Origin of the sequence: Helcococcus kunzii ATCC 51366, from assembly GCF_000245755.1 — a bacterium.
Taxonomy (GTDB): domain Bacteria; phylum Bacillota; class Clostridia; order Tissierellales; family Peptoniphilaceae; genus Helcococcus; species Helcococcus kunzii.
Genome location: NZ_JH601088.1, coordinates 915,934 through 942,285 on the forward strand (window position 1 = coordinate 915,934; position 26,352 = coordinate 942,285).

The 26,352-nt window shown below is 28.7% G+C and carries 26 protein-coding genes and 3 tRNA genes; all 29 read right to left on the reverse strand.

The genetic code is table 11. The annotated features are described in order from the left end of the window. Positions 1 to 717: 717 nt before the first annotated feature. On the reverse strand, positions 718 to 1,254 hold the full coding sequence (locus HMPREF9709_RS04040) for a cell division protein SepF (RefSeq protein WP_005398157.1): 537 nt from the start codon (positions 1,252 to 1,254) through the stop codon (positions 718 to 720). A 63-nt stretch (positions 1,255 to 1,317) separates the two neighbouring features. Next, positions 1,318 to 2,454, reverse strand: coding sequence for a biotin/lipoyl attachment domain-containing protein (locus tag HMPREF9709_RS04045; RefSeq protein WP_005398158.1), 1,137 nt, complete (start codon positions 2,452 to 2,454; stop codon positions 1,318 to 1,320). An 8-nt stretch (positions 2,455 to 2,462) separates the two neighbouring features. Beyond that, a complete protein-coding gene (locus HMPREF9709_RS04050) occupies positions 2,463 to 3,452 on the reverse strand; it encodes an NAD(P)H-dependent glycerol-3-phosphate dehydrogenase (protein WP_005398159.1) in 990 nt (329 codons plus the stop codon). 2 nt (positions 3,453 to 3,454) lie between these two features. Continuing rightward, positions 3,455 to 4,048 carry a glycerol-3-phosphate 1-O-acyltransferase PlsY gene (gene plsY, locus HMPREF9709_RS04055; protein ID WP_005398160.1) on the reverse strand — a complete coding sequence of 198 codons (594 nt, stop codon included), beginning with the start codon at positions 4,046 to 4,048 and terminating at the stop codon, positions 3,455 to 3,457. Beyond that, positions 4,045 to 5,367, reverse strand: a complete 1,323-nt coding sequence (der, locus tag HMPREF9709_RS04060; protein WP_005398162.1) for a ribosome biogenesis GTPase Der — start codon at positions 5,365 to 5,367, stop codon at positions 4,045 to 4,047. Before der ends, plsY begins: the two co-directional genes overlap by 4 nt. A gap of 9 nt (positions 5,368 to 5,376) precedes the next feature. Next, the gene (locus HMPREF9709_RS04065; RefSeq protein ID WP_005398163.1) at positions 5,377 to 6,600 is read right to left on the reverse strand and encodes a serine hydroxymethyltransferase; all 1,224 of its coding nucleotides are present in this window, start codon (positions 6,598 to 6,600) and stop codon (positions 5,377 to 5,379) included. Between the two features lie 17 nt (positions 6,601 to 6,617). Further along, on the reverse strand, positions 6,618 to 8,375 hold the full coding sequence (aspS, locus tag HMPREF9709_RS04070; protein WP_005398164.1) for an aspartate--tRNA ligase: 1,758 nt from the start codon (positions 8,373 to 8,375) through the stop codon (positions 6,618 to 6,620). Positions 8,376 to 8,383: 8 nt separating this feature from the next. Continuing rightward, entirely contained in the window at positions 8,384 to 9,004 is a 621-nt protein-coding gene (locus HMPREF9709_RS04075; RefSeq protein WP_005398165.1) for an MBL fold metallo-hydrolase, read from the reverse strand. A gap of 16 nt (positions 9,005 to 9,020) precedes the next feature. Next, complete coding sequence (gene dtd, locus HMPREF9709_RS04080) at positions 9,021 to 9,470, reverse strand: D-aminoacyl-tRNA deacylase (RefSeq protein ID WP_005398166.1); 450 nt, start codon at positions 9,468 to 9,470, stop codon at positions 9,021 to 9,023. Continuing rightward, entirely contained in the window at positions 9,467 to 11,626 is a 2,160-nt protein-coding gene (locus HMPREF9709_RS04085) for a RelA/SpoT family protein (RefSeq protein WP_005398167.1), read from the reverse strand. Before HMPREF9709_RS04085 ends, dtd begins: the two co-directional genes overlap by 4 nt. Before the next feature lies 1 nt (position 11,627). Then, on the reverse strand, positions 11,628 to 13,370 hold the full coding sequence (gene recJ, locus HMPREF9709_RS04090; RefSeq protein ID WP_005398168.1) for a single-stranded-DNA-specific exonuclease RecJ: 1,743 nt from the start codon (positions 13,368 to 13,370) through the stop codon (positions 11,628 to 11,630). A 60-nt stretch (positions 13,371 to 13,430) separates the two neighbouring features. Further along, the gene (gene yajC, locus HMPREF9709_RS09570; RefSeq protein WP_005398172.1) at positions 13,431 to 14,042 is read right to left on the reverse strand and encodes a preprotein translocase subunit YajC; all 612 of its coding nucleotides are present in this window, start codon (positions 14,040 to 14,042) and stop codon (positions 13,431 to 13,433) included. Continuing rightward, positions 14,043 to 15,164: a tRNA guanosine(34) transglycosylase Tgt gene (gene tgt, locus HMPREF9709_RS04100; RefSeq protein ID WP_005398174.1), complete on the reverse strand. Its 1,122-nt coding sequence runs from the start codon at positions 15,162 to 15,164 to the stop codon at positions 14,043 to 14,045. 10 nt (positions 15,165 to 15,174) lie between these two features. Next, the gene (gene queA, locus HMPREF9709_RS04105; RefSeq protein WP_005398175.1) at positions 15,175 to 16,197 is read right to left on the reverse strand and encodes a tRNA preQ1(34) S-adenosylmethionine ribosyltransferase-isomerase QueA; all 1,023 of its coding nucleotides are present in this window, start codon (positions 16,195 to 16,197) and stop codon (positions 15,175 to 15,177) included. Next, positions 16,197 to 17,201 carry a Holliday junction branch migration DNA helicase RuvB gene (ruvB, locus tag HMPREF9709_RS04110; RefSeq protein ID WP_005398177.1) on the reverse strand — a complete coding sequence of 335 codons (1,005 nt, stop codon included), beginning with the start codon at positions 17,199 to 17,201 and terminating at the stop codon, positions 16,197 to 16,199. Before ruvB ends, queA begins: the two co-directional genes overlap by 1 nt. A gap of 1 nt (position 17,202) precedes the next feature. After that, entirely contained in the window at positions 17,203 to 17,790 is a 588-nt protein-coding gene (gene ruvA, locus HMPREF9709_RS04115) for a Holliday junction branch migration protein RuvA (protein WP_005398181.1), read from the reverse strand. Positions 17,791 to 17,792: 2 nt separating this feature from the next. Continuing rightward, positions 17,793 to 18,287 (reverse strand): crossover junction endodeoxyribonuclease RuvC, encoded by a 495-nt coding sequence (ruvC, locus tag HMPREF9709_RS04120; RefSeq protein ID WP_005398182.1) that lies wholly within the window; start codon positions 18,285 to 18,287, stop codon positions 17,793 to 17,795. Continuing rightward, positions 18,287 to 19,000, reverse strand: coding sequence for a hypothetical protein (locus tag HMPREF9709_RS04125; RefSeq protein WP_005398183.1), 714 nt, complete (start codon positions 18,998 to 19,000; stop codon positions 18,287 to 18,289). Before HMPREF9709_RS04125 ends, ruvC begins: the two co-directional genes overlap by 1 nt. A gap of 108 nt (positions 19,001 to 19,108) precedes the next feature. Beyond that, positions 19,109 to 20,047, reverse strand: a complete 939-nt coding sequence (locus HMPREF9709_RS04130; RefSeq protein WP_005398184.1) for an L-lactate dehydrogenase — start codon at positions 20,045 to 20,047, stop codon at positions 19,109 to 19,111. Positions 20,048 to 20,757: 710 nt separating this feature from the next. Then, positions 20,758 to 20,834, reverse strand: a tRNA-Arg gene (locus tag HMPREF9709_RS04135). Positions 20,835 to 20,913: 79 nt separating this feature from the next. Then, positions 20,914 to 20,988: transfer RNA gene (locus HMPREF9709_RS04140), tRNA-Gly, on the reverse strand. A 4-nt stretch (positions 20,989 to 20,992) separates the two neighbouring features. Next, positions 20,993 to 21,069 (reverse strand) — tRNA-Met (locus HMPREF9709_RS04145). Positions 21,070 to 21,200: 131 nt separating this feature from the next. Continuing rightward, entirely contained in the window at positions 21,201 to 22,487 is a 1,287-nt protein-coding gene (locus HMPREF9709_RS04150) for a dicarboxylate/amino acid:cation symporter (RefSeq protein ID WP_005398185.1), read from the reverse strand. 1 nt (position 22,488) lies between these two features. Next, the gene (locus tag HMPREF9709_RS04155; RefSeq protein WP_005398186.1) at positions 22,489 to 23,337 is read right to left on the reverse strand and encodes an SDR family oxidoreductase; all 849 of its coding nucleotides are present in this window, start codon (positions 23,335 to 23,337) and stop codon (positions 22,489 to 22,491) included. Between the two features lie 107 nt (positions 23,338 to 23,444). Next, a complete protein-coding gene (gene gap, locus HMPREF9709_RS04160; protein ID WP_005398187.1) occupies positions 23,445 to 24,440 on the reverse strand; it encodes a type I glyceraldehyde-3-phosphate dehydrogenase in 996 nt (331 codons plus the stop codon). A 227-nt stretch (positions 24,441 to 24,667) separates the two neighbouring features. Then, positions 24,668 to 24,946 (reverse strand): hypothetical protein, encoded by a 279-nt coding sequence (locus tag HMPREF9709_RS04165; protein WP_005398188.1) that lies wholly within the window; start codon positions 24,944 to 24,946, stop codon positions 24,668 to 24,670. 201 nt (positions 24,947 to 25,147) lie between these two features. Continuing rightward, positions 25,148 to 25,534: a DUF234 domain-containing protein gene (locus HMPREF9709_RS04170; protein ID WP_083831368.1), complete on the reverse strand. Its 387-nt coding sequence runs from the start codon at positions 25,532 to 25,534 to the stop codon at positions 25,148 to 25,150. Positions 25,535 to 25,566: 32 nt separating this feature from the next. Continuing rightward, positions 25,567 to 25,791: an ATP-binding protein gene (locus HMPREF9709_RS04175; RefSeq protein ID WP_005398191.1), complete on the reverse strand. Its 225-nt coding sequence runs from the start codon at positions 25,789 to 25,791 to the stop codon at positions 25,567 to 25,569. A 212-nt stretch (positions 25,792 to 26,003) separates the two neighbouring features. Further along, positions 26,004 to 26,352, reverse strand: a 349-nt coding sequence (locus HMPREF9709_RS09795) for a Cna B-type domain-containing protein (RefSeq protein ID WP_005398192.1), incomplete at its 5' end; no start/stop codon positions are given.

Here is a 26,352-nt window from a genome sequence, read left to right on the forward strand (position 1 = left end):
TTTTTTTACGTTTTGTGTTTTAATCAGGAAATTCCTGAAATTACATGTCTATTTTAGATTTTCCAATTTACACATGTAATTTGAAAAAATTCTATACATGTGTATTTCCAATTTCCTTATTTACACATGTAATTTTCATTTTTTTTATATTTTAAGTCCACAATTTTCTAATTTTTACATGTGAATATAAATATTCTACGTTTACACATGTAAAATTAATGATAAAGCTACAACTGACACATTTTAAAGGTCAGCTAATCGAAGATTAGCTTCCTTTTGTCTTCAGACGATGCTACGCATCGCCTGAGCATATTCTTTTATATTTTTCTTTAACCCTATAGTTTTTCACGTCGTTACATCAGCTCTAAGCTACCTAAGGGTCACTTTATCGTAGTGTAACTTTGCGTTTTGAAGCCCTAACTTAGCGAAGAGCTCAATATAAACGTCATTTCACGTGCTACATCAATTCAAAGCTCCCTATTCGGTCGCTTTTACGACTCAACTTTGACTCGAAGCTCCTAAGGTCGCTTCTCATCAAGTATCGCTGTATCTGACTGACTCACATCTTCATCGATTATTCTAATCGATGAGCGATGAGTTCAGTCATTATCATTGTGTTGCAATGCGTTTGACCTACTTTAGCCGTCAGCTAATCTTTGATTAGCTGAGAGGCTAAGTTAGGTCATAAAAAAAAGGGCGCGAGGCCCTAATTAAAAGTTATATTTGATACAATGATTTTTCTGAGATTGTATCTTTAATTTTACTATCAACTTCAACGCCTTCTGGAACCAAAACATAAATATCTTTTGTTACATTTTGTATTGAACCATTTAATGCATAAACTCCACCGCTAACGAAATAGAAAATTTGCGTTTTTTTGTCCATTTCTAACATTTCTAAGTTTAATACTACAGTTTTCTTGTCTTGGATGTCATCTATTACTGATTTGCTGTCTTCATAAGTTAATGGTTCTTTTATTGATACTATCATATTGTTATTTGATCCATATGATCTTACATTTCTTGTTTCTGTAGAACTTGGTCTTTGAGTTGTTCTAGTTTCTGTAGATCTGTATGGTTTTTCCTCCATTTTAGTTTGATAAGTTGTTTCTTCGTCGTTTTCAATATTTTCATTAAAATCAATTTTTTCTGTATCAGAAAATTCATAGTCATCGTCTTCATAACCATATTCGTCTTCTTCGATATAGTCGTCTTCAATTCCTATAAAATCTTTTACTTTATCCCAGAATGCCATATTTCCTCCTAAAAATTCCTTTTCTTCATTATATAATATTTTGGTCAAATTAGCGAATAAAAATTAGTACTTATCTCCTTCTTTATAATTTTGTGGATTTAACAATATTTTAGTGAATGGTTTTAATGTTTCAAATTCTATTTTACTTTCTGAAATGATACTTGGAAATATATCATTTATATTATTTGAAATATAGACCTCTTTTTCAAATTCTTGAATTAGACTTACTGGAGTAAATCTCACTATTTCTTTATTGTCGAGATAAAAAACTCCTAAGACATTATCTATTTTTATTAGAGCCTGTTTTGGAATTTTGTATCCTTTACTAAACCCAAAGTTAATATTCATATCAAAAAATCTATTGTCCAAGAATTTCTCAATACCATCACTCATCTTGAAAATTACAATGTTTCCATTTTTGTAGGTAGAAAATTTTGAAAGATTCGCTCTATAATTTGTATTGTTTATAGTGAGTAATGCTGAATTGAAATTACTTTTATCTAAATCATAAAGTTTGTCTAGATAGGTTGCGATATAAAAATATCTACTATCTACAAACTTTAAGCCTGGTATTTTACTGGAATTGTTATTTATTTTGCTTCCAAGAAAATCCCAATTAATATTATTAAAATTATTTACATTTAACAGTGATTCAAAGCCATCATAAAAATTAAGTAAATAACCTGAACTTTCCACCTTTACAGCTTTATTTTTTAGATAATTATTTAAGTAATTTATTGTGTTTTTTGAAGCTTCTGATGATTTATTAACATTATTAAAATAGTTTATATTTAGATTATTTATCTTTCCATTAAAAATATTTTTTTTAATAGAATCAAATGATTTTGAATCATTTATATTATCTTCTATCTTAGAATTGTTTAATAAATTTAATAAAACATTAGCAGTTTCAGTAGCGTCATTATTATTTGTACCTTCAATTACATTATCGGCTCTATAAACTTTACTATTGTCTGTTTGAATCTCAATACCTGAAAAATTTTCTAAAACATATTCATCAAATATCGCTACACCACTTGAATTGATGTCTTTATTAATTTCTTGAAGATTTCCAATATTATAAAGAGATTTATCCTTGTTATTGCTATTTATTTTTTTATATACAAATGCAAATACAATAGATAAAATCGCAATAAATAAAATTATGATATAAAGGCTATTTCTTTTTAATTTATTCATTTAGCCCCCTAAAAATCAAATTCATTTTTTCCATTTCTAGACATTAAATAATTTGTTGCTGTTGGAATATCAAGATCTTCATATAAAATTTTATATATCACTTCAGTAATTGGCATATAAATTTTCTCTCTACTACTTATTTCATATAAAGCTTTACATGTAGAAATACCTTCAACTACCATACCTATTTCATTTTCTAAAGAATCAATAGTATGACCTTGACCAATTAATTCTCCTGCATTTCTATTTCTACTATGCTTAGAAGTTGCAGTTACAATCAAATCTCCAAGACCAGTTAGACCATACAGGGTATTTTTTTTACCACCCATACAGATACAGAATCTAGTCATTTCATGTATACCTCTTGTCATAATGGCTGCTTTCGCATTGTCACCTATCTTCAATCCATCTAAAATACCTATACCTAATGATAAAACATTTTTCACAGCGCCACCAAATTCAACGCCAATCAAATCATCATTAGTGTAGATTCTAATATTGTCACTCATAATTAAGTCTTGGACTTCCTTTGAAATATTTTTATCTATACTAGAAACAACCATTGATGTTGGCACCGCCTCTATAACTTCCTCTGCATGAGATGGTCCTGATAAAGTGGCAAATTTGTTATTTGGCAAGAATTCTTCAAAAATTTGAGAAATTCTTTTATTGGTAGTTTTTTCAATACCTTTTGATAAATTAATTACAATGTTTTTATCGTTGAAAAATTTACTATTTTCTTCTAGCATTGATCTAATCTTTTGTGTTGGAATGGCATTTATTACATATTTATTTTTCAATACTTCTGAAATGTCTGAAGAAGCCTTTATATTTTCTGGTAAAGAATGCTCCACTAAATATCTATCATTTCTATGATTCATATTAATTGAATCTCTACTCTTTTCGTTTCTTACATACATAAGTACATCATATTTCTTAGATAATTCTTTTGCCATAGCTGTTCCCCAGCTACCACCACCCAAAATTGAAATTTCCATAACTAACCGTCCATTCTTTTAATTTTATTTTCAGTCCCCTCAATCAATCTCTTAATATTTGATCTATGACTGTAAATTACTATTATAGAATTTATTATCGTCATAATTATAAATGGTGTATTGTGAGAATGAAATAAAACTACATAAATCAATGCTGTCACTGTTAAGATAATTGATGCAAGTGAAACTATTTTTACTGTTTTTATAAAAAACAAAAAAAGTAATCCCATCATTATTACTATCTTATAATCGTGAAAAGCAAATACGGAAATAGATGTAGCCATTCCCTTTCCACCTTTAAATTTATGAAAAATTGTCCAAACATGTCCAATAACAACCGCTGTACCAGCAATGTATGCACCATATTGATTATTTAGATGATAACCTATAAATGATGCCAAAAGTCCTTTTCCAATATCTATTGCAAAAGATAGCACTGCATACTTCATACCATATGCTCTATAAATATTTGTAGTGCCAGCATTTCCACTTCCCATTGTTCTAATATCTTGCTTAAATATTACATTACTCACAAATAAAGATCCGGATATTGAACCCAGAAGATAAGAAATTAAAAAGACTATTACATATATCATACCTCAAATCTCCTATTTCTTACTTCCAATGTAATGGGCACACCTCTAAAATTGAAATTTTCTCTCAGTTTATTTTCAATATATCTTAGATATGAAAAATGCATTAATTCTTCGTCATTTACATAAATTAAGAATTTAGGTGGTCTTGTTGTAACTTGTGTCATATAATAAATTTTTAAAGTTTTGCCTTTTTTAGACTTAGGTGGATTTAATAAAATTAAATCTCTTAAAAGAGTATTCAATGTACCTGTTGGAATTCTAAAACTATAGTTTTTATCAACTTCTTCAATTAAATCAAACAATTTGTCAATTCTTTGTTTGTTTATAACTGAAATGAAAGCAATTGGAGCATATAAAGTAAATGTAATTTTATTTCTTATTTCGGCTTCAAAATCCTTCATTGTATTGGTATCTTTTTCAATTAAATCCCATTTATTAACAACAATTATTGAAGCCTTATTTTCATTATGTGCATATCCAATTATCTTGGTATCTTGTTCAGTAACTCCTTCATTAGCATCAATAAAGAAAAGTACAATATCAGATCTATCAATTGCATTATAAGTTCTTATAGTAGAGTATTTCTCAACTCTTGAATCAATAGATCTTTGTCTTCTTAATCCAGCTGTATCAATAAAAGTATATTTTTTCCCATTATGTTCAAATTCAGTGTCAATGGAATCACGTGTTGTACCAGCAATATCTGAAACTATTGCTCTTTCCTCACCTACTAACATATTTACAAATGAAGATTTTCCAACATTTGGTTTACCAATGACAGCTATGTGAAGTCGATCATCTTCCACTTCTTTTAATGAATCATCTGGAAACATTTTTACAATCACATCCAATAAATCACCAAGACCATAACCTTGTTCTGCAGAAATCACATGTAAATCTTCAATACCTAAATTGTAAAATTCATAAATTTCTAATGGAGTGTCTTTAGATTCTATTTTATTTACAACTACAACAACTTTTCGACCAGATCTTCTTAATTTTTCAGCAATAAGCTCATCTAAACTTGTTAGACCTTCTCTACCATCAACTAAAAATAAAATTAAATCTGATGATTCTATTGCAATATCTGCCTGTATTTCAATTTCACGATTAAAATCACCAGTATATTCTAATTCTAAACCACCTGTGTCAACCAAAACAAAATGATTATTTTGCCATTCAACTTCGCTATACAATCTATCCCTAGTTACACCAGGTGTATCTTCAGTAATTGAAAGTCTCTTACCTACTAATTTATTAAATAATGTTGATTTCCCAACATTTGGTCGGCCAATTATACTAACAATAGGTCTTGCCATAATGTCTCCTTAATATAGCGGATATTTTGTTACAATTTCTTTTACAGAATTTTTAATCTCACTATTTTCTTTTCTTTTTAGTAATACATCACTTATCATATTACCGATTTGTTCCATATCTTCCTCAACTAATCCTCTAGTAGTCATAGCTGGTGTACCAAGTCTTATACCAGATGTCACCATTGGGCTTAGTTTTTCATTTGGAATGGTATTTTTATTTACAGTTATATTAACTTCATCAAGCATATGTTCAGCGTCTTTACCTGTTAATCCAATACTTGATACATCTAAAAGTACAAGATGATTATCAGTACCACCAGAAACTATTCTAATACCATTATTAATAATTGTTTCTGATAACACCTTAGCATTCTTTATCACTTGTTCTTGATACTTTTTAAATTCTTCAGTACTTGCTTCTTTAAATGCGATTGCTTTAGCTGCAATAATATGTTCTAAAGGTCCACCTTGAGTACCAGGGAAAATTGCCTTATCAATTTTCTTTGCATATTTCTTATTACTTAGGATAAATGCACCTCTTGGTCCCCTTAAAGTTTTATGGCTTGTACTTGTCACTATATCTGCATATTCAACAGGATTTTGATGTAATCCAGCAGCTACTAAACCAGCAATATGCGCCATATCTACCATAAAGATTGCCCCTACTTCATCAGCAATATCCTTAAATTTCTTAAAATCTATTTTTCTAGAATATGCACTAGCGCCAGCAAGTAAAATTTTTGGTTTTTCTTTCATAGCAATTTCATAAACATTGTCATAATCTATTAATTCGGTTTTAGGATCAACCCCATAATGTGAAAAATTAAAATATGATCCTGAAATACTTACTGGAGATCCATGAGTAAGATGGCCACCTTCAGATAAATTCATACCTAATACTTTATCTCCTGGTCTTAATAACGCAAAATAAACACCTAAATTTGCACTTGAACCACTATGTGGTTGTACATTTGCATGTTCAGATCCAAATAAAGCATTTGCTCTATCAATAGCTAATTGCTCTGCTTCATCTATAAATTGACAACCACCATAATATCTTCTATTTGGATATCCTTCAGCATATTTATTTGTAAGAATGGACCCCGCTGCTTCTAAAATAGGTTTAGATACAAAATTTTCTGAAGCGATTAGCTCAATATTGTTTTCTTGTCTATTTTCTTCTCTTTTAATTATATCGTAAAGATCTGAATCATATTTTTTTATATTTTCCATTTTAACCCCTATTATTTTTATTTTTTAATTAGACTTATATTTAATTCTTCCAATTGTGTATTATTAACGATTGTAGGAGCTTCTGTTAAAATATCAGAAGCAGATTGTGTTTTTGGAAATGCTATTACATCTTTAATATTGTCTTTATTTAATAGTGTCATAACGAATCTATCTAATCCATACGCTAATCCACCATGTGGAGGTGTCCCGTATTTAAGAGCTTCTACAAAGAATCCAAATTTTAATTCAATATCTTCTTTTGTCAATTTCAAAGCTTTAAATATTCTGTTTTGTAAATCAGAATTGTTTATTCTTATAGAACCACCACCGATTTCATCCCCGTTTATTACAATATCGTATGCTTTTGCTCTCATTTTTTCAGGTTCTGTTTCAATCAAATCTAAATCTTCGTCAACAGGATGTGTGAATGGATGATGTTTAGCAACATATCTATTTTCTTCTTCATCAAATTCAAACATTGGAAATTCATTTATCCATGTTATTGCAAAATCATCTTCCTTAAATTCAACATGTTCATCTGCAACGATAGTTCTTAGATTACCCATATATTCTAAAACTTTTGGAGATTTATCAATGATAACCAAAGCTAAGTCTCCATTTTGCAAATCTAATGCTTCAATTAATTTAGCATTAAATTCTTCATTTAAGAATTTATTTATACTTGAATTTATCTCATCATTTTCCATTCTAAACCAAAGTAAACCACTAGCACCAAAACCTTTTACAGCTTTAGTTAATTTATCAATTTGTTTTCTTGAATATTTTTCTGAAAGTCCATTAAAATTAATCGCCTTAATTTTCTTGTCTTCATTTTTTACATTATTGAATAAATCAAATTCAATGTATTGTTCTAAATCAGTGATATCTTTAATTTCAAATCCATATCTTAAATCTGGTTTATCTGAACCATATTTGTTCATAGCTTCATCAAAACTCATTCTCTTAAATGGTATTTCAAGATCAATTTTTTTTATTTTTTTAAAGATATATTGTATCAATCCTTCATTAAAAGCAATAACATCTTCTTCGTCTACAAAACTCATTTCTAAATCAACTTGAGTAAATTCTGGTTGTCTATTTGCTCTTAAATCTTCATCACGGAAACATTTAACAATTTGATAATATCTATCTGTACCTGCAACCATTAACATTTGCTTAAATAGTTGTGGTGACTGAGGTAAAGCATAAAATTTATTTTTACTAATTCTAGATGGTACAATATAGTCTCTTGCACCTTCTGGTGTAGGCTTAGTTAAGATTGGTGTTTCAACTTCAATAAAATCGTGATCATAAAAATAATCCCTAAAAGCCTTAATGATTTCAGCTCTATCCTTTAGCATTTTTTGCATGCTATTTTTTCTAAGATCTAAATATCTATATTTTAATCTCATTTCTTCTGAAACATTATCATTATCTTTAATGTAAATTGGAGGTGTATTTGCTTTATCAAGAATAGTTAATTCATTTGCAATTACTTCCACATCTCCTGTTAACATTTCTGCATTTTTGCTTTCTCTTTCGAAAACTTTACCTTTTACGGAAATTACATATTCAATCTTTAATTCTTTTGCTTTATTATATAATTCTTCATTATCTTCTTTTTTGAAAACTATCTGTGAAATACCTGTTTTATCTCTTAAATCAACAAAAACAATTGGTCCTAAATCTCTAGTTTTTTGCACCCAACCATATAATTCAACTTCGTCACCAATATGTTGGGCTCTTAGATGACCATTATACATTGTTCTTTTCATAATTCCTCCTAATTTACTGGTACAAATGGATTATATTTCTTTTCATGCGCAACGGTAGTATTTTGCCCATGTCCTGGTAATAAATTTGTTTTATCATTAAATTTATAAATTTTTTCTCGAATTGATTTAACCAAATCATCGGGATCCGAACCTATTAAATCCGTTCTGCCAACTGATTCGTAAAAAATCACATCCCCGCAAAATACTGCATTGCCTAATATATATGACACACTATCAAAACTATGACCTGGAGTTCTAATATATTTAAATATATCAAATTCACCAGACTCGCCTTCAAGATATATATCCGCATTTGTAGATATTTCCGGCATCACTCTATATGATAGATTATATTTAGGATTATTTAAATATGTTTCGCATTCTTTATGAGCCACTACTTCAATATCATAGTTTTCTCTCCAAAAATCTAATGACATTATGTGATCCCAATGACCATGTGTAAGTAAAACATATTTAAGATTAAGATTTTTTTCATTTATTTCATCAATAAATAATTTAGTTTTTGTCGGTGCATCAATGATATATGCATCTAAAGTTTCTACGTTGTAAATCAAATAAGAATTACAATTTACTGGATTATTTCCATCTTTCAAAATTTTATACTTCATAACTTCCCTTTATCTTTTAATATATTTTAGATGAGTCGAGTTGAATTGTTACAGGTCCATTATTAATAAGCTCAATATCCATATTTGCTCCAAATTTTCCTGTTTCTACAATTTCTATTTCATTTTTAATTAATTCAATAAATTCATTATACATCAATTCTGCTTTCTCGTGTTTAGCAGATTTCATAAAATTAGGTCTATTACCTTTTCTTGCATCTCCATATAATGTAAATTGAGAAACAATCATTATTTCACCTTCTACATCCTTTATAGATAAATTCATCTTTTCATTTTCATCTTCAAAGATCCTTAAACCTAAAGTTTTTTTTACAATATAATCTAAATCTTTTTTTTCATCATCTTCACTTACTGCAAGTAAAACTAAATATCCCTTTTTAATTTGAGAATAAATTTCACCGTCAATATACAATTTAGATGAATTTACTCTTTGTATTATCGCTCTCAACTTCTCTCCCTATAAACATTTAATGTACCATCTACTTTACGTATTGCAGAAAGGATTCGTTTAACATCCTCTGCAGATTTTACCATTAAGCTTAAATTGATTGTAATTGTAGCATTATCATTCATTTTTGAATTTATACTAGCAATATCAAATCCTTCTTTTGATAAAACTTTAGTTAAATCAGCTAAATAACCTGTCTTGTCCATAATAACCAATACAATACTTACTGGATATTGTGAATCATCGTTTTTATTCCATTTTACTTCTATCAGTCTTTCTTTATTTTGTAGATTTAATATATTTTTACAATTACTTCTATGAATGGTTACGCCATGACCATTAGTTATATATCCAATTACCTTATCCCCGGGCACTGGATTACAACATTTCGCAAATTTACAGTCAAGATTAGTAATATCATCTATAACAATTCCATCATTAATATTTTTATTAAGTGAAACATTATCTTTAGATGTATTTACAATATTTTCATCTTTTTCTTCAATTTTATAGACTTTTTCATAATTTGTAATTAATCTTTTAACTACAGTTTCTACATTTAAAGCACCATTACCTATTGCGCTATAAAGGCTATCAATATTTGGGTTATTATTTAATCTTTCAGCTATTGAAGATAACCAATCTTTTTTAAGAAGATCAGAACTCTCATAATCTCTCTTCTTAACTTCTTTTTCAAGCATTTCTTTACCTAATTCTAAATCAATATCTCTAGTCTTTTTCTTAAAGAATGCTTTTATTTTATTTTTTGCATGAGATGTAACAACATAATCAAGCCAATCAAGATTTGGTCCAATTGAATTCTTTGAAGTTAAAACAGTTACTATATCGCCTGTCTTTAACTTATAATCTAGTGGTTGAATTTTACCGTTTACTTTTGCACCTACACATTTATCACCAACTTCTGAATGGACTCTATAAGCAAAATCAATTGGTGTGGCACCTTTTTTCAAATCAATTACATCACCTTTTGGAGTAAATACATAAACTTCATCATTGAAAAGGTCACCCTTAAAACCATCCATAAACTCATATGCACCGGTGTCTTTACCCCAATCAATCAATTGACGAATCCAATTTAATCTATTATCTAAATTAGAAACTTTCTTTTTGCCCTCTTTATATTGCCAATGAGATGCAATACCAAATTCTGCATTTTTGTGCATTTCTTCTGTTCTAATTTGAACTTCAAAAATTTGTCCCTTTTCTCCAATTACTGTTGTATGCAATGATTGATAGAAATTTGGCTTAGGCATCGCAATATAATCTTTAAATCTACCAGGAATTGGTTTCCAAAGATTGTGAACTATACCAAGTACCGCATAACATTGATTAATATCTTTTACAATAACTCTTATAGCAATTAAATCAAATATATTATCAATACTTGTATCTTGCTTTTTCATCTTATTATAAATACTATAAATCCCTTTTGGACGGCCAGTCATTGTAAATTTTATATCTATTTTTTTTAATTCATCGCTTAACTTTTGCATTAATTTTTCAATTATTTTTTCTCTTTCAGATCTTTTTTGATCAATCTGTTGAGCAACTGAATAATATGAAATAGGATCGATATATCTTAAACATAAATCTTCAAGCTCCCATTTAATACTGTTAATACCAAGTCTATGAGCTAGAGGTACGTAAATTTCAAGTGTTTCATTAGCAGTTGAAATTTGTTTATCCCTATCTTTGTATTCTAATGTTCTCATATTGTGAAGTCTATCGGCTAGTTTAATAATTATAACTCTTATGTCATTAGCCATAGCAAGCACCATTTTACGGATACTTTCTATTTGAGTTTCTTCTTTTGTCTTATACTTAAGATTCTTTAATTTCGTAACGCCATCAACAAGTGCAGTTATTTCATCTCCAAATTCTTGAGCCATTTCTTCACGTGTAAAATCAGTATCTTCTAAAACATCATGCATTAAACCTGCACAAATTGTTTCATCATCCAATTCTAGAGTAGATAAAATAATTGAAACTTCAACAGGATGAACGATATATTCCTCTCCAGAATTACGCACTTGTCCCTTGTGCTTTTCCTTCGCCAAATTATACGCCTTTGTAATTAGCTCTATATTTGGATTCTTATTATATTTTTTTATTGATTCAATTATTCTATCTAACATTTTACCTCATACTTATTATATTTAATTGTATATTACTATATCCATTATATGTATTGATATCTAATTTATAGACTATATCAACATTTTGTCCAACTAAATCTTTTATATCAATAATATTTTTACTTTCATTAATATTTTTTTGAATGTATACTATATCAAAACTTATAGCCTGTAAGCTAACACCATTTTGTTCAAAATAAAATCTTAAAACATTTTTATTTTTTCCTATGATATCAACGGATTTTACATTTACCTTTTTTGATGCAAATATAGGTTCACTAAATCCAAATCCATATGGTTTTAACTCGTTTATTTGATTAATCAATCTAATCGTTATTTTTCTAAAATCTAATGGATAATCAATATCAATTTTCTTTGCAAAATCTTCTTCCCTTAACTCACTTCTATCATTTATTTCTTTTATAAAATATCCCAAATCTTTTTTATAAAGACTAAGACCGCAAGCCATAGCATGTCCACCAAAAGAAACAAATTGATCTCTATACACATTTAAGTTTTCAAATATATTATATGCAGAAATACTTCTTCCAGATCCTTTAACTATCCCTACTTCATTTGAATCTGTAAGAATGATTGTCGGCCTATTAAATAAATCTTTAATCCTACCAGCAACCAATCCACATATACTTTCGTGTATAGAATTTTCATATAGAATTATTATATCATTTTCATGTATTTTTTCATATTGTATCCTATTTACCGCAGTAGCTACAGAATCATTCGTCATCGTTTTTCTTTCATTATTTAATTCAACAAGAGTTCTAGCATATTCTCTTACAGTTGTTAAATCATTTTCTAAAAATAATTCTACTCCAAGCTTCGCAGTATATATCCTACCACTTGCATTGATTGTAGGACCAATTAAAAATCCAATAGCATATATGTTAACTTCTTTTTCCCAATTTAGTTCTTGAAGTAATATTTTTAAGCCAATATTAGGATTGTTATTTATTCTATTAATACCCTCTATGACAATTATTCTATTTTCGTCTACCAATTTCATCATATCACAAACTGTACCTAAAGCTGCGTATTGTAATAAATCATACACTTCCTTAATAGACTTACCTATTTTACTGCCATAAAGCAAATAAACTGCTTCAATAAATTTATACGCTACCACTGCTCCACAAATTCCACTAAAAGGATAATCATCATCCATTCTATGTGGGTTAATAACCGCATCTGCTACAGGCAAAATATCTTTTCCGTCTTTTCTAACAATTTCGTGGTGATCCGTTACTATAACAGTAATGCCTTTTTTTTTAGCATATTTGATTGATTCAAACGCAGCAATACCATTATCACAGGTTATTATCAAATCTATACCATCTTCTATACAATCATCTACAATAGATTTATTTAAACCATATCCATCCTCAATTCTATCCGGAATGGCATATGAAATTTTATCATAGAAATTTGTAAGACCTTTGTAAAGTATCACGGTAGCAGCTACTCCATCTTGATCATAATCGCCTACAATTCTTATTTTCCCATTATTCATCATTATATTAAATAATATATCCACTGCTTTTTTCATATCTTGCATTAAAAGTGGATTATGCAAATTTTCTATTTTCGGATTATAAATTGTTTCAATCGAATAATCATCAACTATATTTCTATTAGCAAGAATAATTTTTTGCATGCTTGTTAAATTCGTATTATCCTTTATTAAATTAAAATTTTCAAACTTATTTAATATATACCAGTTTTCCATTTCCCCTCATTTTTTTATAAAAAAATGAAAAGTCATAAACTTTTCATTTTAATAACTATTTTATCTTGGATCTACTAAAATTTCTCTCTTACCATATTCGTCTTCAGCACTAACAATACCAAGTTCTTCTAATTGACTTAAGATATTGTTAACTCTTTCTTCAGGTAATCTAAATTTATTTTGAATTGAGATACTTGCTGTATCATTTTCTACAACAATAAATTCAAAAACATCTTCTAATAATAAATCATAGTCTTTACCATCTTCTTTTAATTCATTTAATTTATTTATAAATCTTTCATCTTCACCATAGCTTAAATCACCAACAGGTGAATCTCCAAAGTTTGTAGTATTTGAAGAATATTCTCCACTATTATTTTCTATATGATTTATTGCGCCTTTTAAGAATTCTAATTGAGTATTATTTTTACCTGTTTCCACAATAATTGTTTTATCGTTTAATTCAATTACCTTTCCTCTTAAACCAGATCTTGTAATAATGGTATCTCCAACTTTTAAGCTTTGCATAGTTTTTTGATACTCTTGTTGTTGTTTCTTTTGTGGTTTAATTATTAAAAAGTAAAACGCTAAACCTACTGCGGCAAACATAAATAAAGATGAATAAAGTGCTCCCGGATTTCCTGCTTGTGCTGCTAAAATTGTATTAAACATTTATTTCTCCTTTGTATATCCATATTTGTTATAAAATTCATTTTTAAATGCTAAAAATCTATCTTCAATTATTGATTGTCTTATTTCATCCATTAAATGAGTTAAGAAATATAGGTTATGATATGTTATCAATCTTGCTCCTAATATCTCATTTACATTTACAAGATGTCTTATATATGCACGAGTGTAGTTTTTGCATGTATAACAATCACATTCATGATCCAATGGTGTAAAGTCTTCTTTGAATTTAGAATTTCTAATATTCAATTGACCTTCTGATGTCATTGCTGCACCATTTCTAGCAATACGTGTAGGTAATACACAGTCTGCCATGTCAATACCTGCTTCTACTGACTCAAATAGATAATCAGGAGTACCAACCCCCATATTATATCTTGGTTTATCTTCAGGAAGTAAAGGTGTTGTAAATCTCAAAATATCAATCATTTCTTCTTTTGTTTCACCAACACTTAAACCACCAATTGCAAAACCTTGGCAATCTCTTTTTATTGTTTCTTCAACAGATCTTTTTCTTAAATCCTTAAATAAACCACCTTGTACTATACCAAATAAAGCTTGATTTTTGTTTGTATGTGATGCTACACATCTGTCCAACCATCTTAAAGTCATTTCTAAAGATTGTGCAACATATTCTTTTGTAGCACTTGGATCTACACATTCATCAAAAGCCATCATAATGTCAGAACCAAGATTTTGTTGAATGCTAATTGACTTTTCTGGTGATATAAATTGACTTGAACCATCGATATGAGATTTAAACTCTACACCTTCTTCAGTTATCTTGTTTATATTAGATAAACTAAATACTTGAAATCCACCACTATCTGTAAGAATTGGTCTATCCCAATTCATGAATTTATGAAGACCACCCGCTTTTTTTATAAGTTCATCGCCAGGTCTTAAAAATAAATGATAAGTATTACCTAATATAATTTGAGCGCCTAAATCTTTAAGCTCTTCTGGTGTCATAGTTTTAACGGTAGCTTTTGTACCAACCGGCATGAAAACAGGTGTCTTTATATCCCCATGAGGTGTTGAAATCACCCCTGCTCTCGCCTCGCATTCACTTGATTTTTTTTCTAATGTATATTTAACTGCCATAACACTCCTATTAATTTATAAACATCGCATCTCCAAAACTAAAGAAACGATAATTGTTTGATTTAGCTTCTTCATATGCTTTTAAAATATTTTCTCTATCATAAAATGAACTAACCAACATGATTAATGTTGACTTTGGTAAATGGAAATTTGTAATCATTGCATCTATTACTTTAAATTCATATCCAGGATATATAAATATCTCTGTCCAATCGTTATCTGGTCTAATTTCACCATATTTTAATGCTATTGATTCCAATGTCCTTACTGATGTTGTACCTACAGCAATTACCCTGCCATTATTTTTTCTTGTATTATTAATTATATCAGAATTTTCCTTATCTAGCACGTAGTATTCACTATGCATTTTATGATTTTCTATTTTATCATCACTTACAGGCTTAAATGTCCCCAAACCAACATGAAGTGTTACATATGCTATCTTAATCCCTTTTTCTTTAATTTTTTCTAATAATTCTTTTGTAAAATGTAAACCTGCAGTAGGAGCTGCCACAGAACCATCATGTTTTGCATAAACTGTTTGATATTTCGATTTATCTTCAAGCTTTTCTGTGATGTATGGTGGCAAAGGAATATTTCCAATTTCTTCTAATATTTCATTAAATATGCCATCAAACTGCATATCTAAAATTCTATGCCCTTCGTCAGTTATACCTATAACTTTCGCTTTTAATTTTTCACTAAAAATTATCTCGGTATCCATTTTCATCTTTTTGCCTGGTTTAACAAGACATTCCCATTTCTTATCTTCGACATTTTTTAATAGAAATACTTCAATCATTTCTTCTCTGTCTTTTCTATGTCCATATAGACGAGCTGGGATTACTCTTGAATTATTCACAACTAAACAATCTCCAGGGTTTAAATAATCTATAATGTCATAAAAATGCTTATGTTCAATAGTATTGTCTTTTCTATTTAATATCATTAATTTAGATTCGGTTCTTTTTTCTTCTGGATGTTGTGCAATAAAAGAAGGATCTAAATCATAATCAAAATCTTTTGTTTCCATCATTTTTCTCCATATGGTATTCCAAAATGTTCATATGCCTTTTTAGTCAACATACGTCCTCTTGGAGTTCTATTTAAAAATCCAATTTGTAAAAGATATGGTTCGTACACATCTTCAATTGTAATTGATTCTTGACCAGTCGCTGCAGCAATAGTATCCAATCCAACAGGACCACCATTGAAATTTTCAGCTATAGTCTCAACTATTTTTTTATCTAATTTATCAAGTCCCATTGAATCAACTTCAAGAAAATCCAATGCTTCTTTAGCTATTTCTAAGTCTATTTCTCCATCGCCTTTAATTTGAGCATAATCTCTAACTCTCTTTAAAAGTCTATTTGCAATTCTTGGAGTACCTCTTGATCTGCTCCCTATTTCAATAGCTGCTTCTTTCTCAATTGCAACTTCTAAAATATCGCTTGATCTCTCAATAATATGAGCTAATTGATTATTATCATAAAGATCTAATTCAAGTTGTACACCAAATCTATCCCTCAATGGTGAAGATATCATACCAGCTTTAGTTGTCGCACCAATTAATGTAAATCTTTCAAGATCTATTCTTAAAGATTGCGCTGAAGGTCCCTTACCTACAATAATATCTAAAGCAAAATCTTCCATTGCAGAGTATAACACTTCTTCAACAGTCTTGTTAATTCTATGAATTTCATCTATAAACAAGACATCAAAATTATCTAAATTAGTTAATATGCTCGCTAAATCTCCCGGTCTTGTTATCGCAGGACCAGATGTAATCTTTACTTTTACACCTAATTCATTACCAATTATATTGGATAATGTCGTTTTTCCAAGTCCTGGAGGTCCTTGTAAAAGCACGTGATCTAATGAATCATTTCTCTTTTTTGCAGCTTCTATAAATACATTTAGCTTTTCTTTAACCTTATCTTGCCCAATATATTCATTTAACCATCTCGGCCTTAAAGTATATTCATTTGTCTTTTCATCGTTAATTGTACTTGAACCAACAATTCTATTTTCTGACATACTATATCCTCTTCAATGCTTGTTTAATTATCTCTGATAATGAAAGATTTGAAAAATCAACTTCTTTTAATGCATTTACCGCATCTTGTCTTGTATATCCAAGATTCATAAGTGCATCAACAGCTATATCATAATCTTCATTTTTAGTATTATCAACCTCAAAATCATTGTCAGGTGATACGATACTATCTATATCTATTTTATCTGTTAACTCTAAAATAATTCTACTTGCTGTTTTTGTACCAACTCCGGGTGCTCTAGAAAGCTCTTTAACTTCATTTCCTATAATTGCTAATTTAATTTCTTGCACTGTTAAAGTTGATAATATTGAAAGAGCAGCTTTTGGCCCTATACCAGAAACTTGTTTTAAACTTAAAAACATTTCTAATTCATCATCATCTAAAAATCCATACAATAATACCGCATCTTCTCTTACGATAAATTCAGTAAAAATTTTATAAACTTCATTTTTGATTAATTTAGAAATGCTATTTTGTGGCATATAAATTTTATAGCCAATATTATTATTTTCTATAACAATAAATTCTTCTTTAATTATTTTTAATTCACCGATAATATATGAAAACATTTCTACTCCATTTTATATAAATCTTTCATTTTATTATTAAAACAATGACAAATTGCAATCGCTAACGCATCTGCAGCATCATCAGGTTTTGGAATATCTGAAAGATTTAAAATTCTCTTAACACTTTCTTGTACTTGTTTTTTTACAGCCCTTCCATAGCCTGTAAGTGATGTTTTTATTTGTAATGGTGTGTATTCATATAAGTCAATATTATTAATTTGTCCAGCTAAAATTTCTACACCTCTAGCCTGACTCACATTAATAAAAGTTTTTGAGTTGTTTTGATGAAATAACTTTTCATAAGCAATTTCATCAGGCTTAAATTGTTTTATAATACCTATCATTTCATTATATATAATTTCTAATCTTACCTGAGTGCTTAAATTTGAATCTGTTTGAATACTACCATACTCTAACATCTTTATTTTACTACCTTCTTTTTCTATTATACCATAACCGACAATAGCAATCCCAGGATCAATACCTAATATAATCATTAATACCTACTTAACACCGAATCATTTAATGAACACCAAAATTGATTGAAATAAGCTTCTCCCATCGCTCTGTTAATATAAAACTTCGCTTTGGAATATATATGTTGAAGTTCATTAATTGTAAGGTTTTTACCTTCTAATGTTAATATGTCGGTATTTTGATAGTCAACAACAACTTGTTTATCCATATAGAAATTAACTCTGAAAAACTTCTTCTTAATATTGTTATCTAAAAAATTATTTATATGATATTCATTGTTAAATATTACTTTATTTTTTAATAATTCTTTTTTAACATCTTCTTTAAACTTCAAAACTTTAGGGTTTTGTGAGTCTTGGAATAGATATTTCATGTTTGATAATTCTTGTGGAGTATAAAGTTTAATTGCCAATCTTTCTAATTTATCAATTAAATCTACACTATAATAAGCATTTCTATATGCCTTTATAGTAAATGCTAATTCTAATCTATTTAAATCATCACTAATTAATTTACTAATAGCATCTACAATAGATTTTTTATCTTTTCTCCCCCTTATACTTCTTCTTAGTCCTGTTAGTAATGCTTTTGTAACACTATATTTAGGTACAAGATTATCTCCCACATGTTTATTTTCAAGCCAGGATAATAACAAGAAAATGGAATCTGGGTCATCGTTATATAAAAATTGATATTCTAAACTTTGTTCAAAATCCAAATTATTTTCTTGCATGATTACCCCCCTCGTAATTATTTCGTACTTAGAATTATACTATAAATGCATTTAAAATTCTATTTAAAATAAAAAAAAGTCTAAAAAATTTAGACTTTTTTCTACAAATTATCTATTAAAAGAAGCATCAATAATTTCCTTAATTATTCTAGAAGATTCGTCCATTCTTTCCTTCTCGGTATCAGTTAAAGGTATCTCTAACACGTTTTTTATACCGTTAGAATTGATTATTGCAGGTACCCCGATATAGATATCGCTTACACCATATTCGCCTCTTAAAAACGAAGATACGGAGTATATGCTATTTTCGTTGTTTAAGATAGCTTTTGTTAGGTAAGCCATTGCAGCTGCTATACCATAAAATGTTGCACCTTTTCTATTAATAATTTCATAAGCAGCATTTTTTACTTTGTTAAATGAATGTAACAAAACTTCTTCATCGACAGAATTTGTTTGTATCCAATCGTCTAGAGGTAATCCACCAATATTTGCATGTGACCACACAGGAAACTCACTGTCTCCGTGTTCTCCCATAATATAAGCATGTACAGATCTAGGATCTACTTTTGTCAATTCTGCAATTTCTTTTCTAAATCTTGAAGAATCAAGAACTGTACCAGTACCGATTACTCTATTAGCATTAAATCCAGAAAATCTCCAAGTTGCATAAGTCATTATATCAACTGGATTTGTAGCAACTAAAAATATACCATTAAATCCTGAACTTACTACTTTATCTACTATACTCTTAAATATTTTTAAGTTTCTATCTACTAATTCTAATCTAGTTTCTCCTTGCTTTTGTGCAACCCCAGCTGTAATTACAACTATTTCTGCATCTTCACAATCATCATAAGTTGCACTATAAATATCTTTTGGAGCAGTAAATGAAAGAGCATCAGATAAATCCATTGCATCCCCTTCTGCTTTATCTGCATTCATATCAATAATACCAATCTCTCTACCAACTCCTAATAAAGTACATGCAAAAGCATAACTAGAACCAACCGCACCATCACCAATTAAAATAATCTTGCTTTTCTTCATACCGCCTCCTATGTTTTATAAATATATTTTACATCTTTATTATATATTTTTAAGTGATTAAAATCACAAAATGTTAATATTATAACCAAATAATTTATATTAAATCTCTTGTATTATTTATATTATAATTCATAATACGAAAATTTACTAATAAAAAATTTATTTGTGGATTTGGTTATGGCTGAAACTTTTTCACATTTACAGATGAAAATCTCTTTATTGAAATACATAATATGGTGAAAGAATATCTTAAAAATATTGAGGTTAACTTTGAATTTACTTGGTAATTTATCCTTTTTAAATTTTACAAAGTAATAATTTTATCTAATTTACTTGGTAAATTCAGATTATTCAAAATTACCAAGTATTATTTTCTTTCAAATTACTAGGCTATTTTCGAATTGTAAAATACCCAAGTAAATTTTCTAATATATGTTAAAAAAATTACTTGGGTAAATCAATATTTTAAATATACCAAGTAATTTTTCAAATTTTACTACTTGGTAAAATTGTATTTCTAAATTTGCCAAGTAATTATATGATATTTACTACTTGGTAAAATAAAGATTCTAGAATAACCAAGTAAATTAACATCAAATCATAAATGATTATTTCGAATAATACTCACATAATATTTTACATTTTCTATTAAATTATCAATTTAAAAAGGACCTTTACAAAAAATCTTTTTTTGTAAAAGTCCTCTTAGTTGGCGTGTCATAAAGGATTCGAACCCTCGACCTTCTGGTCCGTAGCCAGACGCTCTATCCAGCTGAGCTAATGACACTTGTTATTGTACTGTTATAAAATTGTACTAACACACACAAATAAAACAAAAAGCATCAATCTTTCAATTGATGCTTTAGTGGAGCGGAAAACGAGATTCGAACTCGCGACCCTCGCCTTGGCAAGGCGATGCTCTACCTCTGAGCCATTTCCGCAAATTGGTAGCGGTGGACAGATTTGAACTGCCGACACTACGGGTATGAACCGTATGCTCTAGCCAACTGAGCTACACCGCCAATTTTTAGCAACATAAATATACTACCACCACAATATACTTTTGTCAAATATTTTTCTAATATTTTTTATTTATTGTTTTAGTTGAAATTAAAATTGCTAAAAATAGATATCTTCTGATAACAATATATATTTAAAATTCTTCATTAGCATCAACTGTTACACTTGAATAGTATTGTTTTTCATCTAATTGTTTTTCCGTCTTCGCACATATCAATGTTACGATCACATCACCAATAATATTTATTGCTGTTCTTGCCATATCTAAAATTCTGTCAATCCCCATAATCATAGCTATACCCTCCACTGGCAACCCAACAGAAGATAATACCATTGATAATGTTATAAGACCAACTCCGGGTACACCTGCTGCACCTACAGAAGCTAAAGTTGCTGTAAAGATTACTGTCATAAAATCAGACATTGTAAGTGGTATACCATAAGCATTAGCAACAAATATTACCGCAACACCTTGCATAATGGCAGTACCATCCATATTTACTGTAGCACCAAGCGGAATAGTAAATGCAGAAATTTTTCTTGGTATTCCCATTTCATCTGTTTGTTTAAGAGTGACAGGTATTGTCGCACCTGATGAAGCTGATGAAAAACCAAAAGTCGCTACAGGAACTATTTTTCTAAATAGAGGCATAGGATTTAATCTTGTTAAAATTATAAGCATTGGTATATAAACTACAATGACTTGTGCAACTAAACCTAATAATACTGACACCATATATGTAAGCATTGGTAGGAATGTATCAAAACCTAATTGTGCAAATGTTCTTGAAATAAGTGCGAAAATGCCTAATGGGGCAAACTTCATGACGATAGATGTCATTCTCATCATTAAATCATTTCCTTCTTCAAGAAAATTTGAAAAAGTAGATAGTTTTTGTGGTAATTGACCAACAATTATCCCTACTAATAATGCAAACACAATTACTTGTAACATTTCTCCATTTGCTAATGCAGCAATCGGATTTGTCGGTATAATATTTAAAATTGTTTCTTTAAATGAAGGAGCATTCCCTATTTCTGGTGACTGCTCAGCCGCAGAAGATAGACTTATGCCTACTCCAGGATTAATTATTTTAGCTATAAATAAAGCTAATGCAATTGCAGATGCAGTGGTAAATAAATACATCAATAAAGTCTTAATGCCTACTCTTCCCAAGCTGGCAGTATCACCCATGGCTAGAGCTCCAGTTGAAAGAGAGAAAAATACTAGTGGAACAACAAGCATTTGTAAAAGTCTCATAAATGCTTGACCAACAATATAAAAAACTCCATCTATAATGTATTTATCTCGTAAGGTACTTGCAGGCACAAAATAATGCATTAAAACCCCAGTCAGTGCACCTAAAATTAAACCTAAAAATATGTAGAATGTTATACTTCTTTTTTTCAATTTTTTCATATCAGCCTATCTTTCTTTCTCTTATAAATCTGTGCAGACCATCCTTCCAATTTTTCATATCATCAATTTCTACTAATCTAAGCATAAAATTATCTAATGAAGAATATGTCGGCCTAAGTATTTCAAAATCCGAAGGTACATCTTGCTCAATGATATCCGCATTTACATTTATATTAGTTAAAAACTCTTCAACAAATTCTTTAAAAGTGCATTCTCCATTACATGAAATATGAAATGTACCGTATTCCCTATTTTCAAAAAATTCAATTATCTTTTCTGCAGCTTCTAATGAACTAGTAGGACTACCAACAATAGTTTTTGAAATTTTTACTTGTCCTGTTGTCTCAGCTTCTTTTTTTATTTTTGATAAATATTTTTTACCATACAACCATGAGCTTCGTAGTATTGTATATCTTGTAGATAAATTTTTTACAAAATTTTCACCTGCTAATTTAGATTTTCCATATACAGTAGTTGGATTAGTTAAATCAAATTCGTTATATGGTTTATTTGATTTTCCATCAAAAACAAAATCAGTAGATAAATATATTAAATGGGAATCATATGCTTGAGATGCAATGGCAAGATTCCTTGCACCAATAGCATGTAATCTATATGCTTCCACCTCGTGATCTTCACAATATTGTCTATCACTAATTGATGCACAATTTATAATAATGCTTGGTTTAATTGAATCAACAAATTTTTTAACTTCATCTAATTTCTCAATATCAACATCATCTTTATCAGTACTAATTAAATGATAATCTGTTTTGGAAATAATATTTTCTATTGCAGAACCTAGTCTACTTTTTCGACCAATTAACCATACTTTATCAAATCTATCCATATCACACCTCTTTCAAAATAATATTTTCTACAAATATACCCAAAAATTTATTTAAATAAAAAAATCTATTGAAGTTTCCCTCAATAGATTTTGAATTATACTTTATCTTATAAGTTTGCCATGTATTCTAATGTTCTGATCATGTTTCCTGTGAAACCATATTCATTATCATACCAAGCTACAGTTTTAACTAATTGTTCGCCATTTTCGCCAACCATTAAGTTAGTTTGTGTAGCATCAAAGATTGATCCAGCTGGCACACCAATAATATCAGATGATACAATTTCATCTGTGTTATATAAGAATGCGTCATTTGTATATTTCTTCATTGCTTCGTTAACTTCTTCAATTGTAACTTCTTTTTTCAATACTGAGTATAATTCTACAACTGAACCTGTGATTACAGGAACTCTTAATGCTGTACCATCAATTCTGCCGTTTACTGAAGGAATTACTTTACCTACAGCTTTTGCAGCACCTGTTGATGCTGGAATGATGTTTTGTGCAGCAGCTCTTGATTTTCTTCCACCTGGTGCATCTTGTGTACCTTGTGTAGCTGTATAAGCGTGAATTGTTGACATTAAAGCTCTATCAACACCAAATTCTTTATCTAATACATTTACCATTGGTGCTAAACAGTTTGTTGTACATGAAGCTGCAGAAACAATTTTATCTTCAGCTGTTAAGATGTCATTATTTACACCAAATACGATTGTTTTTAAATCACCTTTAGCTGGTGCAGAAATTAGAACTCTTTTAGCACCTGCATCAATATGAGCTTGTGCTTTTTCTACTGATGTGTAGAATCCAGTACATTCTAATACGATATCGATGTCTAATTCTTTCCAAGGTAATTGTGAAGCATCTTTTTCAGCATATGATTTAATTGCTTTTCCATCTACTACTAAGTCATCATTTTCTACTGATACTGAGTATGGGAATCTTCCTTGTGCTGTATCATATTTTAATAGATAAGCTAAATCATCATTATTAGTTAAGTCGTTAATTGCGACAACTTCTAATTCTGTATCTGATTCTAAGATTCTTCTTAATGCTAAACGTCCAATACGTCCAAAACCATTAATTGCTAATTTAATTGACATAAATTCTCTCCTTTTGATTATTAATTCAATTAACATTTTTGAGTATTAATCACTCATACTAATTATATACATTTTTGCCGAATTTTACAAAATTTTTATGAAACTTTTAACAATTTCTTATCAAAAATTGTTTTTTTCTACAAAAAATTATTAATTTTATGTTTTATATTTTATAAAAGACACTAAAATGTATTATTTAACTTTTTTCTAAATATATTTTATAGAGTTTATCTATTTACTTTTTTTACAATTGATATAGAGTTAATAGCTATAGATAAAATTATACATATCCACAATACAACATTTATAATAGGCATAGTATCCATTAAACCTGACCAATCTTTTTTTGTTACAAATTTTGAACTTTCAGCATAAAAAGAACATACAGTTAGAGCTGTGAATGAAATACTCAAAAATCTAAACCATTCTGCCTCTTTATTTTGGAATGCATACGCAATATTTAATATAGCAAAAATAACTGAAATTATTCCAAATGCTATCCACATATTATAACCTCCTTACTCTATTATGTAATTTTAAGATTATATTTTTATATTATTACTATATTATTTAGTTTTATTAATATTATAGTTAGATTTTATCTAAATGTAAAGGAAATTATTCAATGTTATATTAACAATAAAATAATCTAAAAATCTTATTAAAAAGTAATCCTAATATTTTTTCATTTTCATTAATTGCTTTTTTTACTTCGTCTGAAAATTTTTCTTCGTAATTATCAAATAGTAAGGATTTGATTGATTTATTGGGGTGAATTTATTTTTATATATTAATTTTTCTAATTCTTTTATCTCAAAATCTCTATTTCTCCATTTAAATTCCCCGTAAATAGAAAAATTTCTTCCCTCTCCTCTTAAATCAATCTCTTCTTCTTGTTTTTCAATGGGATTAATTCCACACCATCTACCATATGAAAGAACATAACCAGGAAGTTTTGACTCTTTATTAATATATTCCAAAAATTCATATGAGATTTCCTCAAAGCTTTCCCCCATAAAATTAGGTAAACCTTCTTTTACAAATTCTCCATATATCTTTTTTTTTGCGCAAGTCTTCCAATCGCTTGAAATAATGTAAGATAACCTTTATAGATTGGTTTGTTATTTCAAAACCCTATTTTTTCATTCACTAAAATTGATAATAGTTCCAAATTTAAATCACCCGTTTGACTAGCCATATAATAAATATTATCTTTATCTTCAATGTATTTTTGCATCAAATACGTCTTACAAACTCGTCTTCTTCCATATATAACTGTTAATTCAAATTTATTAGACTTATATGCTTTATCTAACTCTGCTAATTCGTTTTGTCTAGCAAAGAATTTCATAATTCACCCCTTTCTTATTAAGATAATAATATATAATAAATTAGCATAAGTTAAATTATGATAATTTAACTTATGCTATATTTATTCATCGCTATCTGTTGTGAGGTAATTTGCACCAGATATTGATGAACCTATTTAAGGAGAATAGGAAAATTTGTGTGTTGAATTGTTTTTCAATAAAATTATTCAAATAGAAAAAGACTTTTATGAAATCAATTATTTATTTCTTTTTTTTTGTAGCTAATAAATAATAATACTATTACCCCAACTAATCCAACACCTGCATATAAAACGATATTTGTATCATCACCTGTATTTGGTGTTTTCGGTGGTGTCTTTGGTTTATGTCTATTAGTTACAACAAAACTATCTTCTTGGTTACCAGTGATTTCACTTGTATAACCTTTAACCTTTTCTTCTCTTATGGTATATACAATCTTCTTACCGTCCTTGTATTCGTCAAGGCCTGTAAATTGTCCTGACCAATTATTTTCTTTAGTTAATACTAATTTTTGATCAGTTTCTTCACCATCTGCTAGAAGTACTATACTTATGCTTGTT

Excerpts from the sequence above, each read along its gene's own strand:
- HMPREF9709_RS04040 (WP_005398157.1), bottom strand. The coding sequence starts at position 1,254 with ATGGCATTCTGGGATAAAGTAAAAGATTTTATAGGAATTGAAGACGAC.
- HMPREF9709_RS04045 (WP_005398158.1), bottom strand. The coding sequence starts at position 2,454 with ATGAATAAATTAAAAAGAAATAGCCTTTATATCATAATTTTATTTATT.
- HMPREF9709_RS04050 (WP_005398159.1), bottom strand. The coding sequence starts at position 3,452 with ATGGAAATTTCAATTTTGGGTGGTGGTAGCTGGGGAACAGCTATGGCA.
- plsY (WP_005398160.1), bottom strand. The coding sequence starts at position 4,048 with ATGATATATGTAATAGTCTTTTTAATTTCTTATCTTCTGGGTTCAATA.
- der (WP_005398162.1), bottom strand. The coding sequence starts at position 5,367 with ATGGCAAGACCTATTGTTAGTATAATTGGCCGACCAAATGTTGGGAAA.
- HMPREF9709_RS04065 (WP_005398163.1), bottom strand. The coding sequence starts at position 6,600 with ATGGAAAATATAAAAAAATATGATTCAGATCTTTACGATATAATTAAA.
- aspS (WP_005398164.1), bottom strand. The coding sequence starts at position 8,375 with ATGAAAAGAACAATGTATAATGGTCATCTAAGAGCCCAACATATTGGT.
- HMPREF9709_RS04075 (WP_005398165.1), bottom strand. The coding sequence starts at position 9,004 with ATGAAGTATAAAATTTTGAAAGATGGAAATAATCCAGTAAATTGTAAT.
- HMPREF9709_RS04085 (WP_005398167.1), bottom strand. The coding sequence starts at position 11,626 with ATGTTAGATAGAATAATTGAATCAATAAAAAAATATAATAAGAATCCA.
- recJ (WP_005398168.1), bottom strand. The coding sequence starts at position 13,370 with ATGGAAAACTGGTATATATTAAATAAGTTTGAAAATTTTAATTTAATA.
- yajC (WP_005398172.1), bottom strand. The coding sequence starts at position 14,042 with ATGTTTAATACAATTTTAGCAGCACAAGCAGGAAATCCGGGAGCACTT.
- tgt (WP_005398174.1), bottom strand. The coding sequence starts at position 15,164 with ATGGCAGTTAAATATACATTAGAAAAAAAATCAAGTGAATGCGAGGCG.
- queA (WP_005398175.1), bottom strand. The coding sequence starts at position 16,197 with ATGGAAACAAAAGATTTTGATTATGATTTAGATCCTTCTTTTATTGCA.
- ruvB (WP_005398177.1), bottom strand. The coding sequence starts at position 17,201 with ATGTCAGAAAATAGAATTGTTGGTTCAAGTACAATTAACGATGAAAAG.
- ruvA (WP_005398181.1), bottom strand. The coding sequence starts at position 17,790 with ATGTTTTCATATATTATCGGTGAATTAAAAATAATTAAAGAAGAATTT.
- ruvC (WP_005398182.1), bottom strand. The coding sequence starts at position 18,287 with ATGATTATATTAGGTATTGATCCTGGGATTGCTATTGTCGGTTATGGT.
- HMPREF9709_RS04125 (WP_005398183.1), bottom strand. The coding sequence starts at position 19,000 with ATGCAAGAAAATAATTTGGATTTTGAACAAAGTTTAGAATATCAATTT.
- HMPREF9709_RS04130 (WP_005398184.1), bottom strand. The coding sequence starts at position 20,047 with ATGAAGAAAAGCAAGATTATTTTAATTGGTGATGGTGCGGTTGGTTCT.
- HMPREF9709_RS04150 (WP_005398185.1), bottom strand. The coding sequence starts at position 22,487 with ATGAAAAAATTGAAAAAAAGAAGTATAACATTCTACATATTTTTAGGT.
- HMPREF9709_RS04155 (WP_005398186.1), bottom strand. The coding sequence starts at position 23,337 with ATGGATAGATTTGATAAAGTATGGTTAATTGGTCGAAAAAGTAGACTA.
- gap (WP_005398187.1), bottom strand. The coding sequence starts at position 24,440 with ATGTCAATTAAATTAGCAATTAATGGTTTTGGACGTATTGGACGTTTA.
- HMPREF9709_RS04165 (WP_005398188.1), bottom strand. The coding sequence starts at position 24,946 with ATGTGGATAGCATTTGGAATAATTTCAGTTATTTTTGCTATATTAAAT.
- HMPREF9709_RS04175 (WP_005398191.1), bottom strand. The coding sequence starts at position 25,791 with ATGAAATTCTTTGCTAGACAAAACGAATTAGCAGAGTTAGATAAAGCA.